Here is a 20,643-nt window from a genome sequence, read left to right on the forward strand (position 1 = left end):
ACGAAAGGTTACTTCCGCGGTTCCACCCTAATTAATACCATAAGGTATTCTCTTTGAAGAAATATGCTCAGAAGTGCCTTTCATTAAATGATTATGCTAGGATCACACCATCCCTAACTCTCTTTAATAATCAAATTTAATTACTATCTCCTTCACTGCATATCTTTTTCAATTTGTCTATAATTTTAAATTTAACAAATTAAATTTCTATTGTCAATATCTTATTTTCCTTAATCTTTTTTTATTGTGTTTTTCACTTTGTGGACTGTTCTTTCTGCCATTTCATTGATATTTACGATTTCACCCCCTTCTTTAACTATTTCTATAGTACAACTAGACGCAACTGCAGCAGTCAAACCAATAAGAGCAACTGGTGGAGCTAAAAAAGACCCAATCGCACCTGCAGTTATAGGAATATTCATTATTATCTCTCCATTTTTCTTTACAAGCACACGAGTTACATTCCCTTTTCTTATAGCTTCTTTAAGTTTTTCTAAAACAACTTCTCCTTTGTGGGAAATATCTTCACCCCATGATTTATTTTTACTTTCAATATACACTAAAGCATCTACAACATTCCCTTTAGATTTCTCCAATGCCTCTTTTGCATCTCTGTAACTAGCTCCTGTTCGTTCAACTACCATATCAATTTTTTCAATAGTAATATCTTCCACAATTTTCCCTCCAAATTACTTTATTAATTTTATAAATTCTAACGTTTTAAATCTGCTTTTCCCTAAATGCCCTAATATATATTTTACCATCAATTTGTGAATTTTAATCATATTGCCCATATCTATTTTTAATTTGCTTAAATTCTCTAAACGTACAAATAGTAATTTATTCATATCATTTAATATTTCTTTATTAATATCAAAAGAATGAATATCTTTTTTAAAACAATCCTCGCACTGTACCCCACCAAATTTAACACTAAATCTTATTTTATCACTTATAATTGTATTACATGTCACACATCTACTTAATTGAGGACGATAGCCAATAAATGTAATAAATTTAAGCTCAAAGGCAACTATAAGTTTTAAATAGTTCTCTTTCATACCAATAAGTGTTAATAAAGATTTTATTAGCAATTGAAATAGTCTTTCATTAGGTTCTTCTTCCATTACCCCTGCATCTATCAACTCAATTAAGTAGGTAGCATATGCTAATTTAGCTAAATCTTCCCTTATTCCATAAAAAGAATTAATAACTTCACCCTGGTTCAAATGATAAAAATTTTTCCCTTTGTAAAGCACAAACTCCCCATATGTAAATATTTGTGCACTAGAAAATAAGTTACTTTTTGGTCTTCTAGCACCTTTAGCTATCACTTGTACTTTACCATTATTTCTTGAAAAAACAGTAAGTATTTTATCTGACTCTTTAAAATTAATTTGACGCAGCACAATACCTTCAGTATTTATGAACATCTCACACCTCTATGCTATATATTATATTAATCATACCCTAAATATTTGAGTTTGTTTTCTTTATCTCTCCAGTTTTTTTCAACCTTAACCCATATCTGAAGATTTACTTTATTTCCTAAAAACTTTTCTATATCAATTCTCGCACTTTTACCTATTCCTTTAAGTTTTCGTCCATTTTTGCCAATGATAATTCCTTTATGAGAATCTTTTTCACAATAAATAGTAGCATCAATATCAATAATATCTTTTTCTTTTCTTTTATTCATTCTATCAATAACAACTGCTATTCCATGTGGAATTTCTTGTTCAAGATAATGAAGAGCTTTTTCTCTTATTATTTCACTAATAACAAATCGCTCTGATTGATCGGTAATCATATCTTCTGGAAAATACTGAGGACCATAAGGTAAATATTTTACAATAGTGTTAATAAATAACCTTACACCTTTGTTATTAATTGCAGATATAGGAATTATTGACTGGAATATATTTAACTTTTCATAATTGCTTTTGATTAACTTTATTTCTTCATCTTTTAATTTATCAATCTTATTGATCAATAATATTTTAGGTATTTTTATATCTTTTATTTGATTTATTAAGTAATTATCTCCAGGTCCTATATCAAGACTTTCATCGACCATCATCACTAATACATCTACCTCACTTAAAGTTGAAAATGACTCCTTTACCATATGTTTACCTAATTTATTTTTTGGTTTATGAATACCAGGGGTGTCTAAAAATACAATTTGAAAATCTTTATCCGTATATACACATTGAATTTTATTTCTCGTTGTCTGTGGTTTGTCTGAAATAATTGATATTTTCTCACCTAATATATTGTTAAGCAAAGTGGATTTTCCAACGTTCGGTCTACCAATAATTGTCGCATATCCTGATTTATATTTCACATTATTCACTCCTAGTCTCATTTTTTCTCAAATCACTTGGACCAAAACTATTTGGTAAAAGTTCATCTAAAGTATATACCTTATAATCATCTTTATTCTTAGCTACAATAATTTTAATCTCTGTACCAAATTCTCTAATAACTTGCCTACAAACTCCACAAGGAAAAGTATATTCTGAATCGCCAACTACTGCCAATGCTATAAATTCTCTTTCTCCCTCTGAAACAGCTTTAGATATAGCAGTACGTTCAGCACATATTGTGGGACTAAATGATGCAGATTCAATATTACACCCTGTGAAAACCTTACCACTTTTTGTAAGCAAAGCAGCACCTACATGAAAATTCGAATAAGGTACATATGCCATGTTTTTAGCCTCTAGTGCTTTTTCTATTAAATCCTTTATGTTCATTTTAATACCTGCCCTTCTTAATAACTTCATATTATTTAATCTCTAAATTAGGATTTAATCTAGTTACTTGAATCCAAGTTATTCCTGGATTTAAATTTATTTCATCACCTTGTTCGTCATAATACTTAGTTTTATCACTTCTTGATTCTTTTATCCAAGTAATATTTTGAGCTTTTCCATTTGTAATATACATGCCCTTGCCCTTACCTATTAACTCAATATCTAGTCTTCCTTCTGAATCAATAACCCTTGTTTTGGCTTCCTGTATTATTATATTTTTAGCATATAGAGTTTTATTGTCATTTTCGTCTATATGTTCTTTGCCATCTTTATATCTTTTATATAGCTTCTTATCTTTATCATATACATACTTTGTTGTATTCTCATGATTATATCTTATGGTTATTTCTTCTGCATTTTCACCATTAATGTCAGTATCTTCTCTATTAAAATTAAAATATTTTAAATCCGTTGTCAATCTATATCCTCTCTCTTCTTGAGTCTTTCTTATAGCTTCCATGCTAGAATACATATTATTAGGTGCTTTTTTACCCGTTTTATAATATCTCCAAAAAACATCCGATGAACTACTCATTCCGTCAATATCAGCTATTTTAAGTTTTTTTACATCCTCTTTTGCTTGTTCACTACCACCCACTCTAACATATACTGCGTCATTTTCTAATGCTGTTGTTACAAAATAAGGTCTTGCACTTCTTATTGGACCTACCATTTCTGGATCATTTATTAGAAATAACCCTAAATACCTTGTATATGGAGCTTCAACTAAAAATTCATAGACAACTTCAGCTTGACTTAAACCTGCTTGCCACCTAGCCTTTGGATGATTATCAAACATAATTGCTACAACTCTTCTATTTACTTTTTCTTCAGGTGCAATTATACCACTTAACGGTGAAGGTATACCTTCTATTTTCTGCTCAACAACTTCAATACTTTCTGTTTCATTATCAATAATTTCATCATTAATATTATCTGAATTAATATTATCTGAATCTTTTTCATCATTAACTGCAATTTGATCATCAATAGAGGATTTTTGTGCTTTATTACATCCACTAAATAATAATGTTATACATATTATAACTATTAAAGGCAGTATTAATACTCTTCTCAATTTCATCACTCCTGGTTTATTAGTTATTTATAATGTAGTTATTTATAATGACTGATTACATTTTTATGTTTTGAATATGCCTAGTTTTTTCATTACCTCTTTTTCCTTATTTCTCATAATTCGCTTTTCTTCATCATTCATGTGATCATATCCCATCAAATGAAACATACTATGGGCTGTCAAATATGCCACTTCTCGTTCAAAAGAATGGTCAAATTCTTTTGCTTGTTCAAAAGCTTTCTCAGCAGAAATAACTATATCACCCAATAAAGGAATGTAACCTTCCCCAATTTCCTGTTCATCCTCCATTGGAAACGAAAGAACATCCGTTTCTCTATCTATTCCCCTAAACTTATTATTTAGTTTTCTAATCTCCTCATTGTCAACAAAAGATACGCTTATTTCATAATCTTGCCCTTTATTTTCACAATTCAAAGATTCTATGATAACATTTTTTATGATTTCTTTTATATTATCTTCAATCACAATTTTTTCTTGTCTATTGTCTATTATTAATTCCATTTAACATTCACCCTTTATCTCATTAATATTAAGTTCTGGATACTCAATTCTTTCATGAAATATCCCTAACAGAATATTTAAAAAAGAATTTGCAATAGTATTTAAGTCCCTCAAAGTCAAATCGCATTCTTCCAATTGTCCATCATTTAGTTTATCTTTTATAATTTGTTTTACTGTAGCTTCAATCTTGTCCTTTGTAGGCTCTTTCATTGCCCTAGTAGCTGCTTCAACTGAATCTGCAATCATTATTATAGCAGCCTCCTTAGATTGTGGCTTAGGGCCTTCATATCTAAAATCATTAATATTTATATCCTCACCATTTTTATTTTGTTTTGCTTTGTGGTAAAAATAAGCAACTACAGTTTGTCCATGATGTTGTAAAATAATATCTTTAATTTTTTGTGGCAATTTATATTTGCTAGCTATCTCTTCTCCTTCTTTAGTATGTTTAGTAATTATTAAAGTACTTAAACTTGGATTTAATTTATCGTGAGGATTTTCTATATTAAACTGATTTTCCTTGAAAAAATATGGTCTTTTTAGCTTGCCTACATCATGATAATATGCACCAACTCTTGCAATTAAAGAGTTACATCCAATAGCCTCTGCTGCTGCTTCACTTAAATTGCCTACTAAAATACTGTGATGGTAAGTTCCAGGGGCTTCCATTAATAATTTTTTTAATAATGGTTGATTAGGATTAGAAAGTTCTAATAATTTTACAGGAGTAAGAATTCCAAAAACACTCTCCCATAAAGGCAAAGTGCCAATTGTCAATATTGCACTAAAAGCTCCATTAAGTATACCATATATACTTTGAAATAATATTTCTTTAAATTCTAAATTATTAATTAATCCAAAAGCAGTCAGTGTTAACATATTTATAAGCCCTACAATAAGTCCAGTGAGAAAAATATTAAATCTTTGGAGTGCATGAATTACACTAAAAGCACCAACTGAACCACCAATTAAAAGCATTACTGTTAATGGAGTATCAATTTCTCTCATTATTAAATTAACAATTATTACTAATATAAAATTTACTAAAACAGCTAACTTTGTATCAATAATTATTGCAATCAACATAGAGGCTGCAGATATAGGAAGTAGATATTTTGATATACCATAAACGCCCTGACAAATTAAAATTACAGATAAAATGATGATGGCTAAAATAACCAATTTAACGCTTTTTAATACTTCCTTATGAAACAAATATAAATACAAACCAATAATAAAAGTTATTAATAAAACAATAAGTAATGTTCCAATAATAATTTTATAGTCTATACCTTCCTTTTCTTTTAAAAGTCCAGTACTACGAATTAATTCTAAAGTTTTACTGTCTATAGTATCTCCTTTCATAACGATAAGTTGATTTTCTTTTATTATAACTGGTTCTATATTTTCAGCTGCCTCTCTCTTCTTCTCTTCAGTAGTTTCAACATCCAAAAATCTATTAGGTTTTATAACTTGGTCAGCAATATTTATACCTAACTTTTTTTCTTCTTCTGAAAAATTATCCATTGTTTCAAAAATTTTTTTTACATTTTCCTTTTCATATTCTAACTCTTCTTCTTGTATGCCTGTCCCCATTATTTGATTAACAATATCAAATAGTGTATCTTGTAACTCAAGTAATCTCTCATTATTCAGATTTATGGCAGTATGATAATTTTCATCTGACAATATTATATTAGATTTTTCTTTCAAAATTATTAAAGCATTTTCTTTATCAAATTCTTTTTCTATATTGTTCTCATTACTAATATTTCCGGTGCCTTTATCACTAACACTCTCATTGTCATTATTATTAATGCTTTTTAAACTAAATACTAAATCAAAAAAACTTTTAACTTCATTTTTAGATTTGATTTGTATAGTATGATCTATTTTATGTCTAGGTTCGACTCTTGACATTGCTTCTTGTTTTAACTTTTCAGTAGCTTCTTCGTCAATTATATCCTTAGTTGCCCTAATGTCAATTGGAGCAATATCTCCTACTTTTACACTTATTTTTTCAGGAGCAATATTATCGATAAGTATAAAATAAAGAGCAACAACAAAAATAGCTCCTATAAATATTTGTTTTACAATTGGTACAGTAAAAAAATTCCAAAATTTAATACTTTTTAATTTATTAATGCTCTTTAATTTATACATATATAGCCTCCGCTTATTTTGATTTTAAAATTTCCCTATTTATACATTATTTTTCTTCTCATAATAGTCATAAGCTTCAATTATCCGTTGAACAAGTTGATGCCTTACAACATCATTTTTATCAAGATACACAAATCCAATTCCTTTAATATCTTTTAATATGTCTGCTACCTTTATAAGTCCAGAAGTTTTGCCTTTTGGCAAATCTATTTGAGTTATATCTCCAGTAATAATGGCCTTAGAGCCAAATCCTAAACGTGTAAGGAACATTTTCATCTGATCACTAGTAGTGTTTTGGGCTTCATCTAAGATAACATAAGAAGAATCTAAAGTCCTTCCTCTCATGTAAGCTAAAGGAGCAATTTCAATCAATCCTTTTTCCATGTACTTTGTAAAAGTTTCTACTCCTAGAATATCAAATAAAGCGTCATACAGAGGTCTTAAATATGGATCTACTTTTTCTTGTAAATCTCCAGGTAGAAATCCAAGGCTTTCTCCTGCCTCTACTGCTGGTCTTGTTAATATAATCCTATTTACCTGTTTATTTTTAAAAGAAGATATTGCCATTGCCATAGCTAAATACGTTTTTCCAGTTCCCGCAGGCCCTATACCAAAAACTATATCATTCTTTCTTATAGAGTTGATATATCTTCTTTGTCCAAGAGTTTTAGGCTTTATCATTTTACCTGTAGAAGTAACACAGATTGTATCGTCTAATAACTCATTAATCTTGTCCCCTTTTCCAGCACAAACGAGTCTAATCACGTAATTTATGTTTTGTTCAGTTAGTTTACCTTCTTTATTTATAATTTCTATTAACTTCTCTATAAGTATTTCAGCTAATTTGATATTATCTTCTTCGCCAATTATTCGTATTTCTCCTTCTCTTGACAATATATCAACATTAAGTTCATTTTCTATTATCTTAACATTTTTATCAAAACTTCCAAACAGTTCTCTAACTAAATAATCATCTGATATAATAATTTTTTTCTCTTGGGTTTCTTTTTGCAAAACTAATCCTCCCTATCCATTCCAATCTTTTCTTCAATACCTATATTTTCCAATACCTCAACACTAATTTCTGTAATTAGTATATTATTATCAATATAATGTTTAACATCTTTAGATAATATTTTTTCAACTTTAGGTATACTTTTCATAATCTCTTGTGTACCTTCAACAATAGATGATTGCTTTAAAAAATCAATATTATATTTAACTTTTTTATCTTTAACTTCTTTATAATTATAAGTTACTATTTCTAAAGGTATATTGAAATATTTAGAACCTATTACTCTTTTTCTCTCAGTTTCAATTTTATAATCATCAAATGGTATTTCTCCATTAATCAATTGGATTCTCTTTTCACCAATCTTCAACTCTTTTGTTGTGAAATATGCACCTGTTTCTTCCTTTACATATTCTTCAATATTTTTTTTAATTACTTTATTATATCTAGTAATTCCTAGTACTATACCATCTGCGTGAACAAGCAAGTCATTTTCTAGTCTTTCATTCTTAATTATACCAGAAATCAATACTCTACCTTCTTCGACTATATCTCCTACATTAACAACTGCTTCTCCATTTTTAGCAATAATTTTTTCTACAACTGCTCTTTTTTGTGCTACAATATTACAAGGAGTATTACTATACAATTTTTGGGGATTTTCTTCTCTTTCTTTAACTTCAATAATAAGTTTAGTACCCCTTATTTCGATATTAGCAAAAGTAAAATCATCAATTTTAGTTAAAAGTTCTCTTCTTATATCATTAATTTGAATTTTGTTCTTATTCGTTCCAGGTTCCACATTTATCTGTTTTAAAAAGGAAATTATTTTTTCATCACTTATTCTATTGTTCCCATTTATCTCTATGGTCCATATAAAGGAAGTTAAATACAATATTATTGTTACAGCAATAATAAAACCTAAAGCTAACATTTTCCTAGATTTTAATTTGTGAATTACAAAAGGATAGCCAATTTTTTTTTCAATACTAATCCTGCACCCAACAGACCTAACTACTTCTTTTAATTCTTTAAAACCTGAAACACTAATTTTAGCTTCAATAGTTGTATAATCATGCCTTATAATGTCCCATAAATATATGTTTTTTGCAATAGATAGATTAATAAACCTTTCTAATGTTAGTCCTTCAACTTTTATAATAACATATCCTCGAAAATAATTCCATAACCTAATAACAAGCATAATTGCACCCCTATTTCAAAAATTCAATTTTTTTTATATCACCAACAATAATTATTTCTTCAGTCACTATTGTCTTTATGTACATTTTTTCTCCTGTTATTTTTATTATCCCGCTATTTGAATTGATTCTTATATTTTCATTATTGTATTCTATTATACCCTTGTGGTTTTCTACATATATTTGAAGGCTTCCTATCATAGTTATTTTAGGTAAATCCATTACTATATCCTTAGGAAGCTCAAGTACATCTGAAAGATTTGACTTAATATCTTCAATCTTTTTTTTCACACTAAGTCCTCCTTCATATTTTAATTTATCTTTTAGCAAAAAATTATTGTTTAAACTAAATTTTGCAAGTTTAAATTCTCTTTAAGACTAATTAAAATCAGAATTTTCGAATTTAAAGCTTGCAAAATTTCTATTATAGTATTCTACAATTACCTAATATAAAATTTATGCTAAAAATACAATAGTATTACATGATTTTGCTTTAAGAAGATTCAAACAAATACTTACATATCATTACATAAAAAAATTAATGTGAATTTAAAAAAAGGATGCAGATTAATCTGCATCCTTTTTACTTTTTATTTATGTTTATTTAAACTTTTAGGTTTACCTAAAAGTTCTGACATAATAATTCCCCTTACTATATCATTTTTTGTAAACAGAAAATAAGAATTTGATGTGGATTTTGAAACAGTATTATTATTTAAATTATGCTGTCTTTTATTAGTACTTTCATCTATATTCTTTATTTCATTTAACACATAATTATTATTTTTTACAAAATCATTATATACTTGATCTTCTTCATATTTTTCATTTTGGTATATATTTTGATTTTTAGATTTCATTTTTGTTTCTACTCTTTCTTCAGAAATATAATTTTCACTATTTGGTTCATCATTTATATTTTGCATTTTTTCTAATCTTTCCTTTTTTATCTTTTCCTTGTCTTGTAAACTTTTACTTATTATAGAACCAAATATAACTACAATTGGAATCAATATATCAAAAAAATCCATATCTATCATCCTTTAATTATCAGATGTATCATTATTTTCTTTACTCATTTTAGAAATAGAATTTCTCATCTCAGTATCAGCAGTAAGATTCTTAATATTATAATAATCCATAACCCCTAGATTCCCATCTTTAAATGCTTTTGCTATAGCAAGAGGTACTTCTGCCTCAGCTTCAACTACTTTAGCCTTCATAGATTGAACCTCAGCTTTCATTTCTTGTTCACGTGCTACTGCCATTGCTCTTCTCTCTTCAGCCTTTGCTTGTGCAATTCTCTTATCAGCTTCAGCTTGATCTGTTTGTAATTGCGCGCCTATATTTCTTCCAACATCAACATCTGCAATATCTATAGAAAGAATTTCAAAAGCAGTTCCCGCGTCAAGCCCCTTGCTTAAAACCGTTTTAGATATTTGGTCTGGATTTTCTAACACATTTTTATGAGAAACAGCACTACCTACTGTAGTAACTATGCCTTCACCAACTCTAGCAATTATTGTTTCTTCTCCAGCACCACCAACTAATCTCTCGATATTTGCTCTAACAGTAACTCTTGCTTTTACCATAACTTCAATTCCATCTTTAGCAACTGCAGCAACTTTTGGAGTTTCAATAACCTTTGGATTTACACTTACTTGTACAGCTTCAAGGACATTACGTCCAGCTAAGTCTATTGCAGCAGCTCTTTCAAAACCTAAAGCTATGTCAGCTCTTTGAGCAGCAATAAGTGCGTCAACAACAGTATTTACATTTCCTCCTGCTAAATAATGTGCTTCTAATTTATCCACACTTAAATCTAAACCTGCTTTTGTTGCCTTAATCAAGGGATTTACTATTCTCGATGGTATAACCCTTCTTAGTCTCATACCAACTAAAGTAAAAATACCTATTTTAACCCCAGAAAAATATGCTGTTATCCATAATCCTACTGGTACAAATGTAAAAAACAAAATTAATACAAAAATAATAACTACAGCCAAAACAAGAAAGCTAAAATTAAATGGCATATAAAAACCTCCTTTTTCAGTTAATAGATTTAACTATTATTTTCGATCCTTCCACTTTAATCACCTTTATTTTTTCCCCTTTTTCAATAAATCCTCCTTCAGAAACTGAATCTAATCTTTTATCATCGATTGAAATTATTCCTGAAGGTCTAAGGTCAGTTACAGCTATCCCTTCTTTACCAAGATAATCATATTTTGTTTCTGAGCTAATATAACCATGATCTTTATCAAGTTTGGTAGATAATATTATTTTATCTAAATACGGACTTTTATATCCATATTTAATTAGCAATACTGCAACAATAGCAGTAGCAATTATTGCAATGCTAAAAGATATAACTGCAACCTTAAAAGAATTCATAGCTAAAACAATACTAATAAATATACTTATAATGCCACCAACTCCTGGTACTCCAAAACCGGGAGCTGCAGCCTCAATTAACAATAATATTATACCGACTACAAAAAGAATCAATGCACTCCAAGTGCTATTACCAGCTAAAATATTGCCTCCAAAAAATAATGAAAATGCAATAAATCCAATAGTCCCTCCTAATCCAAAACCAGGAGTAAATACTTCAACAATTAATCCTATAAAACCTATCATAAGCAAAAATGTACTTACAAAAGGATCTGAAACATATTTAGCTATATTTGTCCTTAAGTCAATATCAGATTTAACAATGTTATTATATTCTATATTAAAATAATCTAAAATATCTTCATAACTATTAGCTATAACATCAGTAATGCCTGTTTCTTTTGCTCTCGTTGCATTTAAGTTTAATAATTTGCCTTTTTTTACCAAACCATCTATTTCTATATCCTTATCAGCCATAGCGGCAATAACTTCGTCATCTCTCCCTCTGCGTTCTGCAGCATCTCTTAACCAGCTCACCCATAAAGAAAGGGTTTTTTCATCATTTGGTATAGTTTCAGCAGAACCGATTGTAGCTCCTTCAGACATAGCAATTTTTTCACTAGATATAGTGATTAATACACCTGCGGATTCAGCTTTATTATTCACATAAGATATTGTAGGTGTTTCAAGAGAAAAAATTAAATCTTTTATTTTTCCTGCTTCACTTATTAACCCTCCATAAGTATCTATTTCAAAAATAATAGCCTTTGGTTTGAATTTTTCAATTTTATTTACTTCTTTTTGGACAAACTGATATGTTGCCTTGTTAATATTACCATTTATTGGTATTACATATACATTTTCATTTTCTTGGCCAATAACGCAATTAGGTAATAATAAAATTGTAATTAATATAAATATTGTAAAAAAACTCTTGACCAAATTCTTAAAAAACAATATACCACCTCCCTCAATTAAACAATAAAAAAATTGTATTGTAAAATATTTTGTTAAATTTTGTAAGTTTCTAAAAATAAAACACTATATATATTTTATTCTTAAAATAGATTATTATTAATATGATTATACCATTTATCTTTTTATAAATATATATTTAAAACTTATTTTATCATATATACTCAAACTAAATATTTTAATACCAAAAAACTTGGATACAATGTATCCAAGTTTATTTCAAATAACGTCTTACAATTTTATTTACCATACTTCCATCAGCTTTTCCTTTTACCTTTGGAAGAACATCAGACATTACTTTTCCAATATCCTTAATAGTAGTTGCACCAACTTTTTCTATGGATTTTTTAACAATTTCTTCTAATTCATCTTCAGTGAGCTGTTTAGGCAAGTATTCCATCAATATATTTATTTCTTGTTGTGTAAGATCAACTAAATCCTGTCTATTACCTTTTTCAAAATCTTCTATTGCATCTCTCTTCTGTTTCACCTGTTTAGATATGATATTGATTATATCCTCATCTTCTAATTCAATTCTTTCATCAACTTCTCTTTGTTTAATAGCAGATCTTACCATTGTAATGACATTTTTTCTCACTTTATCTTTGTTTTTCATAGAGGACTTAAGATCCTCCATAAGTCTCTCTTTAAGAGACATAATCTCACCTCTTATCTATTTCTCCCAGCTCTAGCCTTTTTTCTTCTTGCTGCCTCAGATTTTTTCTTACGTCTCACGCTAGGCTTTTCATAGTGTTCTCTTTTTCTAACTTCAGCTAAAACACCAGATCTTGCACATTGCCTTTTAAATCTTTTTAGTGCACTGTCTAAGGACTCATTTTCCTTAACCTTAACCTCTGACATACAGTTTCCCTCCCCTCTTTCACTGCCTATAGTTTACTATTAAACTATGAGCAGTAAGTGGAATTTGGCACTTGAATATTATACCATTAAACACAACTTGAATGCAACTTATTTTTAACCTGGAGGCCATTGCATTTGTCTACCACCTAATACATGAAAATGTAGGTGAGGAACTGTTTGACCTCCAAGCTGTCCGCAATTATTCACTATCCTATAACCATTTTCAGATATTCCTTTTTCAATACATATTTTTTTTATAATAATAAATATATGTGATATGATATTTTTATTATTGTCATTTAATTCATTAACAGAAGAAATATGTTCTTTTGGTATAACCAAAAAATGTATAGGAGATTGGGGGTCTATATCGTCAAAAGCAACCACCTTATCATCTTCATATATTATCTTTGAAGGAATTTCTCCATTAACTATTTTACAAAAAATACAGTCAGCCACCCATTTCACCTCCTCATTTTAATCATAATTAATTATATTCTACAATTATTTTTAAAATCCTCTATTTCCCCAATCAAATTTTCATCTTTTAAGCTCGTAATTTTTACCGGAACAATATTACCTTTCAATTTATTGCTTGCTCTTGTAAGAACTCTAATATAATTTGAAGTATATCCTTCCATATATATGCTTCCTTCATATTCAACTTTTTTTTCTAACAAAACATCTAATAATCTACCAACATACTTTTTATTAAATGATACGGTTAAGTTGTGTCCTAAATCAATGAGACTTTTACTTCTAGCATTTTTTATATTTCCACCAATTTGATTTTTAAACATAGCTGCAGGTGTTCCTTTCCTTGGAGAATATTTAAATACATGTATCTTTGAAAAACCTATTTTTTTAATAAATCTATACGTATCCTCAAATTCTTCATCTGTTTCTCCAGGAAAACCGACTATAATATCTGTAGTAATACCTGATTCAGGCATGTATTTTCTAATTAAATCGACAATTTCACTATATTGTTCAGTAGTATATTTTCTATTCATCCTCTTTAATACTGAATTACTACCACTTTGTAGCGATAAGTGAAAATGATCACAAACCTTATCTAATTTCACCAATCTATCTAAAAAATTTTTATCAACCAACGTGGGTTCTAGAGATCCTAATCTTATCCTTTCTATACCACTAATTAAATTAATTTTCTCTATTACATCAATTAACCTAATAGTTCCTAAATCTAATCCATATGAAGCTATATGTATACCAGTTAAAACTATTTCCTTATATCCATTATGAGCCAGTTTTTCTGCTTCCAATATAATATTATCTAAAGACCTACTTCTGATTGGGCCTCTCGCATATGGAATTATACAATAAGAGCAATATCTATTACATCCTTCTTGAATTTTAATATATGCTCTTGTTTTAAACTTATTATTTTCAATACTCATTTCCTCAAATTCTCTAAGGTCACTTATATTATCTACAGCATTAATTCTTACCTTCTCAAACATAGCTTTTTCACATAAATCTACAATATTATTTTTATTTTTTGTTCCCATTATCACATCTACTTCTTTAATATTAGAAACTTCCTTAGGAGATACTTGAGCGTAGCAACCAACAACAGCAATTACAGCATTCTTGTTATTCTTTTTCGCTCTTCTAATAAATTGTCTCGATTTTCTATCTCCTAAATTAGTTACCGTACATGTGTTTATTACATATATATCTGCCTTTTCCTCCGGATTGACTACCTTATATCCTTTTTTTTCAAATTTCTCTTCCATTACTTCAGTTTCATATTGATTCACTTTACAACCTAGAGTATAAAATGCTACTTTTTTCAAATTAAATCACTCCTAAATCCCCAAGCTCATACATAACTATAGCTACAGTAGTAAACCCAGCAGTTTCTGTTCTCAAAATTCTTGGCCCTAAAGTAACAATATCAGCATCTAAACTTTTAAGAATTGCTATTTCTTCTTCATCGAAACCTCCTTCAGGCCCAATAATTATCCTAATTTTCTTTCCACTATAATTACTCAAAGCAGTTCTTATTTTATAATTTTCTTCACTTTCATATGGAACTAATATATTATTTTTCCCTTTAAGGTCTTTAATCATCTCGTCAAAGGTGATTATACTGTTAACTTTTGGAATTATTCCTCTATGGCTTTGTTTTGCTGCTTCTAAAGCAATTTTATTCCATCTGACCAGTTTTTTACTTTCTTTACTTCTATCTTTAATTTTTACTACTGTTCTTTCCATAATAACTGGTTGTATTTCAACTACCCCTAATTCAACTGTCTTTTGAATTATTAGTTCCATTTTATTAGACTTAGGTATCCCCTGATATAAAATAATATCAACTGGAGGTTCTCCCTTAGATGCATATGACTCTTCAACAGTACCTATTACCTTATCACCAGCTATTTCTGTTATTTTTACTTTATAATCATTTCCTTCACAGTCACAAACAATTATATGATTGCCTTCATCAAGTCTAAGAACATTCTTAATATGCCTTACATCGTCACCAATTATTGTAGCAATATCATCTTGTATATTATCTTTATGAGTAAAAAATCTATTCATCTAAATTATCCTTCCATTTTAGAAACTATACAAGCCCATTCGCCCATTTGAATTATATCAATAATTTTTAACTTTTCTTCCTCAAGTTTTTCCTTTACCATATCAATTTTGTCTAAAATAATACCACTAGAAATAAATATACCTCCATTTAATAAATAGTCTCTTATATTTTCTGAAATCTTAATTATAACCTCTGCAATTATGTTAGATACAATAATATCAGCTTTTCCGTCAATAACATCCAACAAATTACCATGTCTAATTTCTACTATATCATCTACAGCATTTATTTTGACATTTTTCTGAGCTGTTTTAACAGAAACATCATCTATATCTATACATATAACAGAATCTGCTCCTAATTTTGCTGATGCTATTCCTAATATTCCTGTCCCACATCCAATATCAAAAACTATACTCCCCTTATCAATGTACTTTTCTAGCTGTTTAATACACATTATAGTAGTTTCATGAGTTCCAGTTCCGAATGCCATACCTGGATCTAATTCAATAATTATTTCATCGCCTTTTTTTTGGTATTCATGCCATGAAGGCTTAACAACAATTCTATCCCCTATCTTTTTGGGTTTATAATATTTTTTCCACGAATTTTCCCAATCTTTTTCATATACTTCAGATATGCTTACTTCGCCTAACCCTTTGTCTAGGTTATATTGAGGAATTTTTTCAACATTCTGTTTTATTAGTTCAATTTTATCCTTTAAATCTTCACTTTCTGGAAAATATCCTTTTATAATAACTCCTTCAAAATCTCGGTCTAACAGATTTTCATCTATGTAGTCCCAATTTTCCTCAGAGCTAGCTTGCATGATAATATCGTTTGGATCCTCTATAGCCAATCCACCTACTCCTGCCTCATACATTATATTAGAAACAGCTTCAGCAGCTTCAGTAGTAGTTTTTATCTGGACCTCAATCCACTTCATTACTATTCACATCCTTTTTATTATCAATAGTAAAATAGCTATTTTCTCAATTATTATACCCTATATAAAATAAAAAAACCAGTATATAATTAATAAATGTAAAAATAATCAATCACTCTTTGTATATACAAAGAGTGATTGATTATCCTCCAAAAGCATCTTTAACCTTATTAAAAAAACCTTTCTTATTTTCACCATGATTTTGACCACTAGCCTTAGCAAATTCTCTTAAAATTTCTTTTTGCTTTTGGTTTAGCTTCCTAGGAACTTCAACCTTTATCTTTACATACTGGTCTCCTCTGCCATAACCTCTAACATTTGGTATTCCTTTATTTTTTAATTTAAATATAGTACCAGGTTGTGTTCCCTCAGGAATATTATGCTTAATTTTACCTTCCAATGTTGGAACATCAATTTCATCTCCTAATGCTGCTTGAACAAAATTTATAGGTATTTCACAAATAATATCATTACCTTCCCTCTCAAATATTTCATGAGGAAGTACATTAATATAAATATATAAATCTCCAGTAGCTCCACCTTTTTCTCCTGGTTCACCTTGGCCTCTTAATGGTATTACAGATCCAGTATCTACTCCAGCAGGGATCTTTACATGAATCCTCTTAGTTTTTCTTATCTTTCCAGTTCCACGGCATTTATCACATTTTTCCTTAATAATCTCACCAGTTCCATTGCATACATCGCAAGTCCTTACATTAACAAATTGGCCAAAAGGTGTTTTTTGAGCATATCGTACTTCTCCTGTACCATGACACTTATAACATACTTCTTTACTGGTTCCATTTTTAGCACCAGTTCCATTGCAAGCTGAGCAAATTTCATTTCTATTGATTTTAATTTCCTTTTCTACACCAAAAGCAGCTTCTTCAAACTTAAGGTCTAATTTATATTTTAAGTCAGCTCCTCTCTTCGGCCCTGATCTTCTATTACTAGAAAATCCACCACCAAACATATCAAATATATCATCAAATATGTCACCAAAGCCTCCAAATCCTTGACTAAATCCGCCAGCTTGGCCATTAACCCCAGCATGACCAAATTGGTCGTATCTTGCTCTTTTTTCCGAATTGCTTAATACTTCATATGCTTCATTAACCTCTTTAAATTTTTGTTCAGCTTCTTTGTTATTTGGATTTAAATCGGGGTGATACTTCTTAGCTAATTTCCTATAAGCTCTTTTTATCTCATCTTCACTTGCATTGCGACTTACTCCTAAAATTTCATAGTAATCTCTTTTACTCACTCTTTCACCAACTTTCAAAGTTGTAATTATTAATTAGTTTTATAGTCTGATCATTGTTTCATAAATTTTAAAAATACCCATAAGAATTTTTCACAATATATATTATTTATTAGCTCTTGTAAATTTAATCTTTAGACTAACTTTTTTGAATTTTATACAAAGAATTAATTTTAAATTCTATAAAACCAAAATAAAAATTTATACCCTATATAGTAATTATACAATTTATTCTTATAAAAAATAACTCCATTAAAAGCCAAAGCTAAATCAAAAGATTTAGCTTTGGTAAAAATTACTTGTCATCATCTACTACTTCATAATCAGCATCTACCACATCATCATCTTTTTTATTTGTTTGTCCTCCTTGCGCATTACCTTGCTGTTGCGAAGTTTGTTGATACATTTTTTGTGATAACACATGGAATTCATTAGTCAACTCTTCTGTTTTTTTCTTAATATCATCAATATTATTAGATTCCAATGCTTTTTTCAATTCATCTAATTTTGATTTAACTTTAGACTTTTCATCAGCTGAAATCTTACCTTCTAAATCTTTCAATGTTTTTTCGGTTTGATATACCAAATTGTCAGCATTATTTCGTACTTCTATTTCTTCTTTCTTTCTCTTATCTTCTTCGGCAAATTTTTCTGCTTCCTTTATTTTCTTTTGGATTTCATCTTCAGTTAAATTTGTTGATGCTGTAATTGTAATATTTTGTTCTTTGCCTGTACCTAAATCTTTAGCAGAAACATTTACTATACCATTAGCATCTATATCAAATGTTACCTCGATTTGAGGAACACCTCTTGGTGCTGGTGGAATTCCTGTTAATTGGAATCTTCCTAATGTAGTATTGTCACGAGCCATTGGTCTTTCTCCTTGGAGTACATGTATATCAACTGCAGTTTGATTATCAGCAGCAGTAGAGAATATTTGGCTCTTTTTGGTTGGTATAGTAGTATTTCTTTCTATTAGTTTTGTAAATACTCCTCCTAAAGTCTCAATACCAAGGGATAATGGAGTTACGTCTAAAAGTAATAAATCTTTAACTTCCCCACTAAGTACTCCACCTTGAATTGCAGCACCTAATGCAACACATTCATCAGGATTTATTCCTTTATGAGGTTCTTTACCTGTAAGTTTTTTTACTGCCTCTTGTACTGCAGGAATTCTTGTAGAACCTCCAACTAAAATTACCTTATCAATATCAGATGGACTTAAGTTTGCGTCACTTAAAGCTTGTTTTGTAGGCTCAAGTGTTTTATCAACTAAGTGAGCAGTTAACTCATTAAATTTTGCCCTAGTTAAATCAATATTTAAATGCTTAGGTCCATCTTGAGTTGCAGTAATAAATGGTAAATTAATATTTGTAGTCATAGTTGTAGATAATTCTTTTTTAGCCTTTTCAGCTGCTTCTTTTAACCTTTGAAGAGCCATTCTATCATTTCTTAAATCTATTCCATTTTCCTTTTTAAATTCATTTGCCAAATAATCTATAATCTCTTGATCAAAATCATCACCACCAAGATGATTATTGCCTTTAGTTGCAATTACTTCGAAGACTCCATCACCTATTTCAAGTATAGATACATCAAATGTACCTCCACCGAGGTCAAATACCATAATCTTTTGATGTTCATTCTCCTTATCCATTCCATATGCTAATGAAGCTGCAGTTGGTTCATTAATTATTCTTCTAACGTTTAAACCTGCTATTCTTCCAGCATCTTTTGTTGCTTGCCTTTGGCTATCTGTGAAATATGCAGGTACTGTAATTACAGCATCTGTTACAGTTTCTCCTAAATAATTTTCAGCATCTGCCTTAAGTTTCTGTAATATCATAGCTGAAATATCTTGAGGAGTATATTCTTTGCCATCTATATTAACTTTATAATCAGAACCCATATGCCTTTTAATAGAAATTATCGTCTTATCAGGATTTGTTATAGCTTGCCTTTTAGCTGTTTCGCCAACTAACCTTTCACCATTTTTAGTAAAAGCAACTATGGATGGAGTAGTTCTATTACCCTCTGCATTTGGAATAATAACAGGTTCTCCACCTTCCATAACTGCAACACAAGAATTTGTTGTTCCTAAATCAATTCCAATAATTTTTCCCATAATTTATTCCTCCTTAACTAAAATAGAATTTATTTTATAACCTTAACAATACTTGGTCGGATAACCTTATCTTTTAACAAATATCCCTTTTGAAAAACTTCTATAATAGTATTTTCTTCATATTTATCATTTTTTTCCGTTGCTGCTGCATGGTGAAAATTAGGATCAAATTTTTCTCCTATTGCTTTTATTTCTTTTAACCCATAATTTTCTAATACTTTAATTGTTTGCTTATATATCATCTCCATTCCCTTATAAAACTCATCATCTTTATTTGTTATAGAAGATAACGCTCTATCAAAATTATCTAAAGTAGGTAACAATTGAGTTATTAGCTCTTCTGCTGCATACGCATATATCTTTTCCTTATCCTTTGCAACTCTCTTTTTATAATTACTAAAGTCTGCTTGTAATCTTAAAAATCTATTACTTATTTCTTCTTTTTCTTTAAGTAGATCTTCATATTCTTTACTCTTATTACTGCTTTCTTTAATTTCATTTTCTTCTTTCTGTTTTTTTTCATTATCATCTAAATCTTTTTTAGTTTCTTTACATTTTTCACTACAACATTCACTATTTTTTGTTGGTTCATCCTTTTGCGAATCACATTTGTTATTCTTATTTTCATCTTCATTAGGTTCTATACTATCATCCATATCCTTTTTTAACTCGTCTTTATGTTCCAACATTTTTCACCTCTTTTTTATTAGTTATAT

At 29.1% G+C, this 20,643-nt stretch carries 22 protein-coding genes and 1 other annotated feature (1 of these 23 cut by a window edge); all 22 genes read right to left on the reverse strand.

What is annotated here, in order from left to right; translation table 11 throughout:
• Window positions 1-165: a binding site (T-box leader), on the reverse strand; it reaches 7 nt to the left of the window's first position.
• Window positions 166-230: 65 nt separating this feature from the next.
• The 22 genes from ACZ41D_RS09615 to grpE all read right to left on the reverse strand — a co-directional run bounded on the left by ACZ41D_RS09615 (window position 231) and on the right by grpE (window position 20,616).
• A complete protein-coding gene (locus ACZ41D_RS09615) occupies window positions 231-674 on the reverse strand; it encodes a DUF4342 domain-containing protein (RefSeq protein ID WP_464151222.1) in 444 nt (147 codons plus the stop codon).
• A 15-nt stretch (window positions 675-689) separates the two neighbouring features.
• Window positions 690-1,433, reverse strand: coding sequence for a DNA repair protein RecO (gene recO, locus ACZ41D_RS09620; RefSeq protein ID WP_464151223.1), 744 nt, complete (start codon window positions 1,431-1,433; stop codon window positions 690-692).
• 26 nt (window positions 1,434-1,459) lie between these two features.
• On the reverse strand, window positions 1,460-2,356 hold the full coding sequence (era, locus tag ACZ41D_RS09625; protein ID WP_464153133.1) for a GTPase Era: 897 nt from the start codon (window positions 2,354-2,356) through the stop codon (window positions 1,460-1,462).
• Window positions 2,349-2,759, reverse strand: a complete 411-nt coding sequence (gene cdd, locus ACZ41D_RS09630) for a cytidine deaminase (protein WP_464153134.1) — start codon at window positions 2,757-2,759, stop codon at window positions 2,349-2,351. Before cdd ends, era begins: the two co-directional genes overlap by 8 nt.
• Before the next feature lie 31 nt (window positions 2,760-2,790).
• Window positions 2,791-3,903, reverse strand: coding sequence for a DUF3048 domain-containing protein (locus ACZ41D_RS09635; RefSeq protein WP_464151224.1), 1,113 nt, complete (start codon window positions 3,901-3,903; stop codon window positions 2,791-2,793).
• Between the two features lie 57 nt (window positions 3,904-3,960).
• Window positions 3,961-4,419, reverse strand: coding sequence for an rRNA maturation RNase YbeY (gene ybeY, locus ACZ41D_RS09640; protein ID WP_464151225.1), 459 nt, complete (start codon window positions 4,417-4,419; stop codon window positions 3,961-3,963).
• Window positions 4,420-6,582: an HD family phosphohydrolase gene (locus tag ACZ41D_RS09645; protein WP_464151226.1), complete on the reverse strand. Its 2,163-nt coding sequence runs from the start codon at window positions 6,580-6,582 to the stop codon at window positions 4,420-4,422. It lies immediately after the preceding gene.
• Window positions 6,583-6,621: 39 nt separating this feature from the next.
• Window positions 6,622-7,596 (reverse strand): PhoH family protein, encoded by a 975-nt coding sequence (locus tag ACZ41D_RS09650; RefSeq protein ID WP_464151227.1) that lies wholly within the window; start codon window positions 7,594-7,596, stop codon window positions 6,622-6,624.
• Between the two features lie 2 nt (window positions 7,597-7,598).
• Window positions 7,599-8,798 carry a sporulation protein YqfD gene (yqfD, locus tag ACZ41D_RS09655; RefSeq protein ID WP_464151228.1) on the reverse strand — a complete coding sequence of 400 codons (1,200 nt, stop codon included), beginning with the start codon at window positions 8,796-8,798 and terminating at the stop codon, window positions 7,599-7,601.
• A gap of 10 nt (window positions 8,799-8,808) precedes the next feature.
• On the reverse strand, window positions 8,809-9,087 hold the full coding sequence (gene yqfC, locus ACZ41D_RS09660; protein WP_464151229.1) for a sporulation protein YqfC: 279 nt from the start codon (window positions 9,085-9,087) through the stop codon (window positions 8,809-8,811).
• 299 nt (window positions 9,088-9,386) lie between these two features.
• On the reverse strand, window positions 9,387-9,827 hold the full coding sequence (locus ACZ41D_RS09665; protein WP_464151230.1) for a hypothetical protein: 441 nt from the start codon (window positions 9,825-9,827) through the stop codon (window positions 9,387-9,389).
• Between the two features lie 12 nt (window positions 9,828-9,839).
• Complete coding sequence (gene floA, locus ACZ41D_RS09670) at window positions 9,840-10,829, reverse strand: flotillin-like protein FloA (RefSeq protein ID WP_464151231.1); 990 nt, start codon at window positions 10,827-10,829, stop codon at window positions 9,840-9,842.
• A gap of 16 nt (window positions 10,830-10,845) precedes the next feature.
• Entirely contained in the window at window positions 10,846-12,147 is a 1,302-nt protein-coding gene (locus ACZ41D_RS09675) for an NfeD family protein (RefSeq protein ID WP_464151232.1), read from the reverse strand.
• A 232-nt stretch (window positions 12,148-12,379) separates the two neighbouring features.
• Window positions 12,380-12,823 (reverse strand): GatB/YqeY domain-containing protein, encoded by a 444-nt coding sequence (locus ACZ41D_RS09680; RefSeq protein WP_464151233.1) that lies wholly within the window; start codon window positions 12,821-12,823, stop codon window positions 12,380-12,382.
• An 11-nt stretch (window positions 12,824-12,834) separates the two neighbouring features.
• Window positions 12,835-13,026, reverse strand: coding sequence for a 30S ribosomal protein S21 (gene rpsU, locus ACZ41D_RS09685; RefSeq protein WP_464151234.1), 192 nt, complete (start codon window positions 13,024-13,026; stop codon window positions 12,835-12,837).
• 114 nt (window positions 13,027-13,140) lie between these two features.
• Window positions 13,141-13,485: a histidine triad nucleotide-binding protein gene (locus ACZ41D_RS09690; protein WP_464151235.1), complete on the reverse strand. Its 345-nt coding sequence runs from the start codon at window positions 13,483-13,485 to the stop codon at window positions 13,141-13,143.
• Between the two features lie 32 nt (window positions 13,486-13,517).
• Window positions 13,518-14,846: a tRNA (N(6)-L-threonylcarbamoyladenosine(37)-C(2))-methylthiotransferase MtaB gene (mtaB, locus tag ACZ41D_RS09695; protein WP_464151236.1), complete on the reverse strand. Its 1,329-nt coding sequence runs from the start codon at window positions 14,844-14,846 to the stop codon at window positions 13,518-13,520.
• Between the two features lies 1 nt (window position 14,847).
• Window positions 14,848-15,594 carry a 16S rRNA (uracil(1498)-N(3))-methyltransferase gene (locus ACZ41D_RS09700; RefSeq protein ID WP_464151237.1) on the reverse strand — a complete coding sequence of 249 codons (747 nt, stop codon included), beginning with the start codon at window positions 15,592-15,594 and terminating at the stop codon, window positions 14,848-14,850.
• A gap of 5 nt (window positions 15,595-15,599) precedes the next feature.
• Window positions 15,600-16,541: a 50S ribosomal protein L11 methyltransferase gene (gene prmA / locus ACZ41D_RS09705; protein WP_464151238.1), complete on the reverse strand. Its 942-nt coding sequence runs from the start codon at window positions 16,539-16,541 to the stop codon at window positions 15,600-15,602.
• A 142-nt stretch (window positions 16,542-16,683) separates the two neighbouring features.
• Window positions 16,684-17,805 carry a molecular chaperone DnaJ gene (gene dnaJ, locus ACZ41D_RS09710; protein WP_464151239.1) on the reverse strand — a complete coding sequence of 374 codons (1,122 nt, stop codon included), beginning with the start codon at window positions 17,803-17,805 and terminating at the stop codon, window positions 16,684-16,686.
• Window positions 17,806-18,097: 292 nt separating this feature from the next.
• On the reverse strand, window positions 18,098-19,927 hold the full coding sequence (gene dnaK / locus ACZ41D_RS09715; RefSeq protein ID WP_464151240.1) for a molecular chaperone DnaK: 1,830 nt from the start codon (window positions 19,925-19,927) through the stop codon (window positions 18,098-18,100).
• Window positions 19,928-19,956: 29 nt separating this feature from the next.
• Window positions 19,957-20,616: a nucleotide exchange factor GrpE gene (grpE, locus tag ACZ41D_RS09720; protein WP_464151241.1), complete on the reverse strand. Its 660-nt coding sequence runs from the start codon at window positions 20,614-20,616 to the stop codon at window positions 19,957-19,959.
• Window positions 20,617-20,643: the final 27 nt, after the last annotated feature.

It is taken from the genome of Brassicibacter thermophilus (assembly GCF_055378355.1).

Bases quoted from the DNA above. Each gene is read 5' to 3' on its own strand.
- recO (WP_464151223.1), bottom strand. From the start codon at position 1,433: ATGTTCATAAATACTGAAGGTATTGTGCTGCGTCAAATTAATTTTAAA.
- cdd (WP_464153134.1), bottom strand. From the start codon at position 2,759: ATGAACATAAAGGATTTAATAGAAAAAGCACTAGAGGCTAAAAACATG.
- ACZ41D_RS09635 (WP_464151224.1), bottom strand. From the start codon at position 3,903: ATGAAATTGAGAAGAGTATTAATACTGCCTTTAATAGTTATAATATGT.
- ybeY (WP_464151225.1), bottom strand. From the start codon at position 4,419: ATGGAATTAATAATAGACAATAGACAAGAAAAAATTGTGATTGAAGAT.
- ACZ41D_RS09645 (WP_464151226.1), bottom strand. From the start codon at position 6,582: ATGTATAAATTAAAGAGCATTAATAAATTAAAAAGTATTAAATTTTGG.
- yqfD (WP_464151228.1), bottom strand. From the start codon at position 8,798: ATGCTTGTTATTAGGTTATGGAATTATTTTCGAGGATATGTTATTATA.
- ACZ41D_RS09665 (WP_464151230.1), bottom strand. From the start codon at position 9,827: ATGGATTTTTTTGATATATTGATTCCAATTGTAGTTATATTTGGTTCT.
- floA (WP_464151231.1), bottom strand. From the start codon at position 10,829: ATGCCATTTAATTTTAGCTTTCTTGTTTTGGCTGTAGTTATTATTTTT.
- ACZ41D_RS09680 (WP_464151233.1), bottom strand. From the start codon at position 12,823: ATGTCTCTTAAAGAGAGACTTATGGAGGATCTTAAGTCCTCTATGAAA.
- rpsU (WP_464151234.1), bottom strand. From the start codon at position 13,026: ATGTCAGAGGTTAAGGTTAAGGAAAATGAGTCCTTAGACAGTGCACTA.
- ACZ41D_RS09700 (WP_464151237.1), bottom strand. From the start codon at position 15,594: ATGAATAGATTTTTTACTCATAAAGATAATATACAAGATGATATTGCT.
- prmA (WP_464151238.1), bottom strand. From the start codon at position 16,541: ATGAAGTGGATTGAGGTCCAGATAAAAACTACTACTGAAGCTGCTGAA.
- dnaK (WP_464151240.1), bottom strand. From the start codon at position 19,927: ATGGGAAAAATTATTGGAATTGATTTAGGAACAACAAATTCTTGTGTT.
- grpE (WP_464151241.1), bottom strand. From the start codon at position 20,616: ATGTTGGAACATAAAGACGAGTTAAAAAAGGATATGGATGATAGTATA.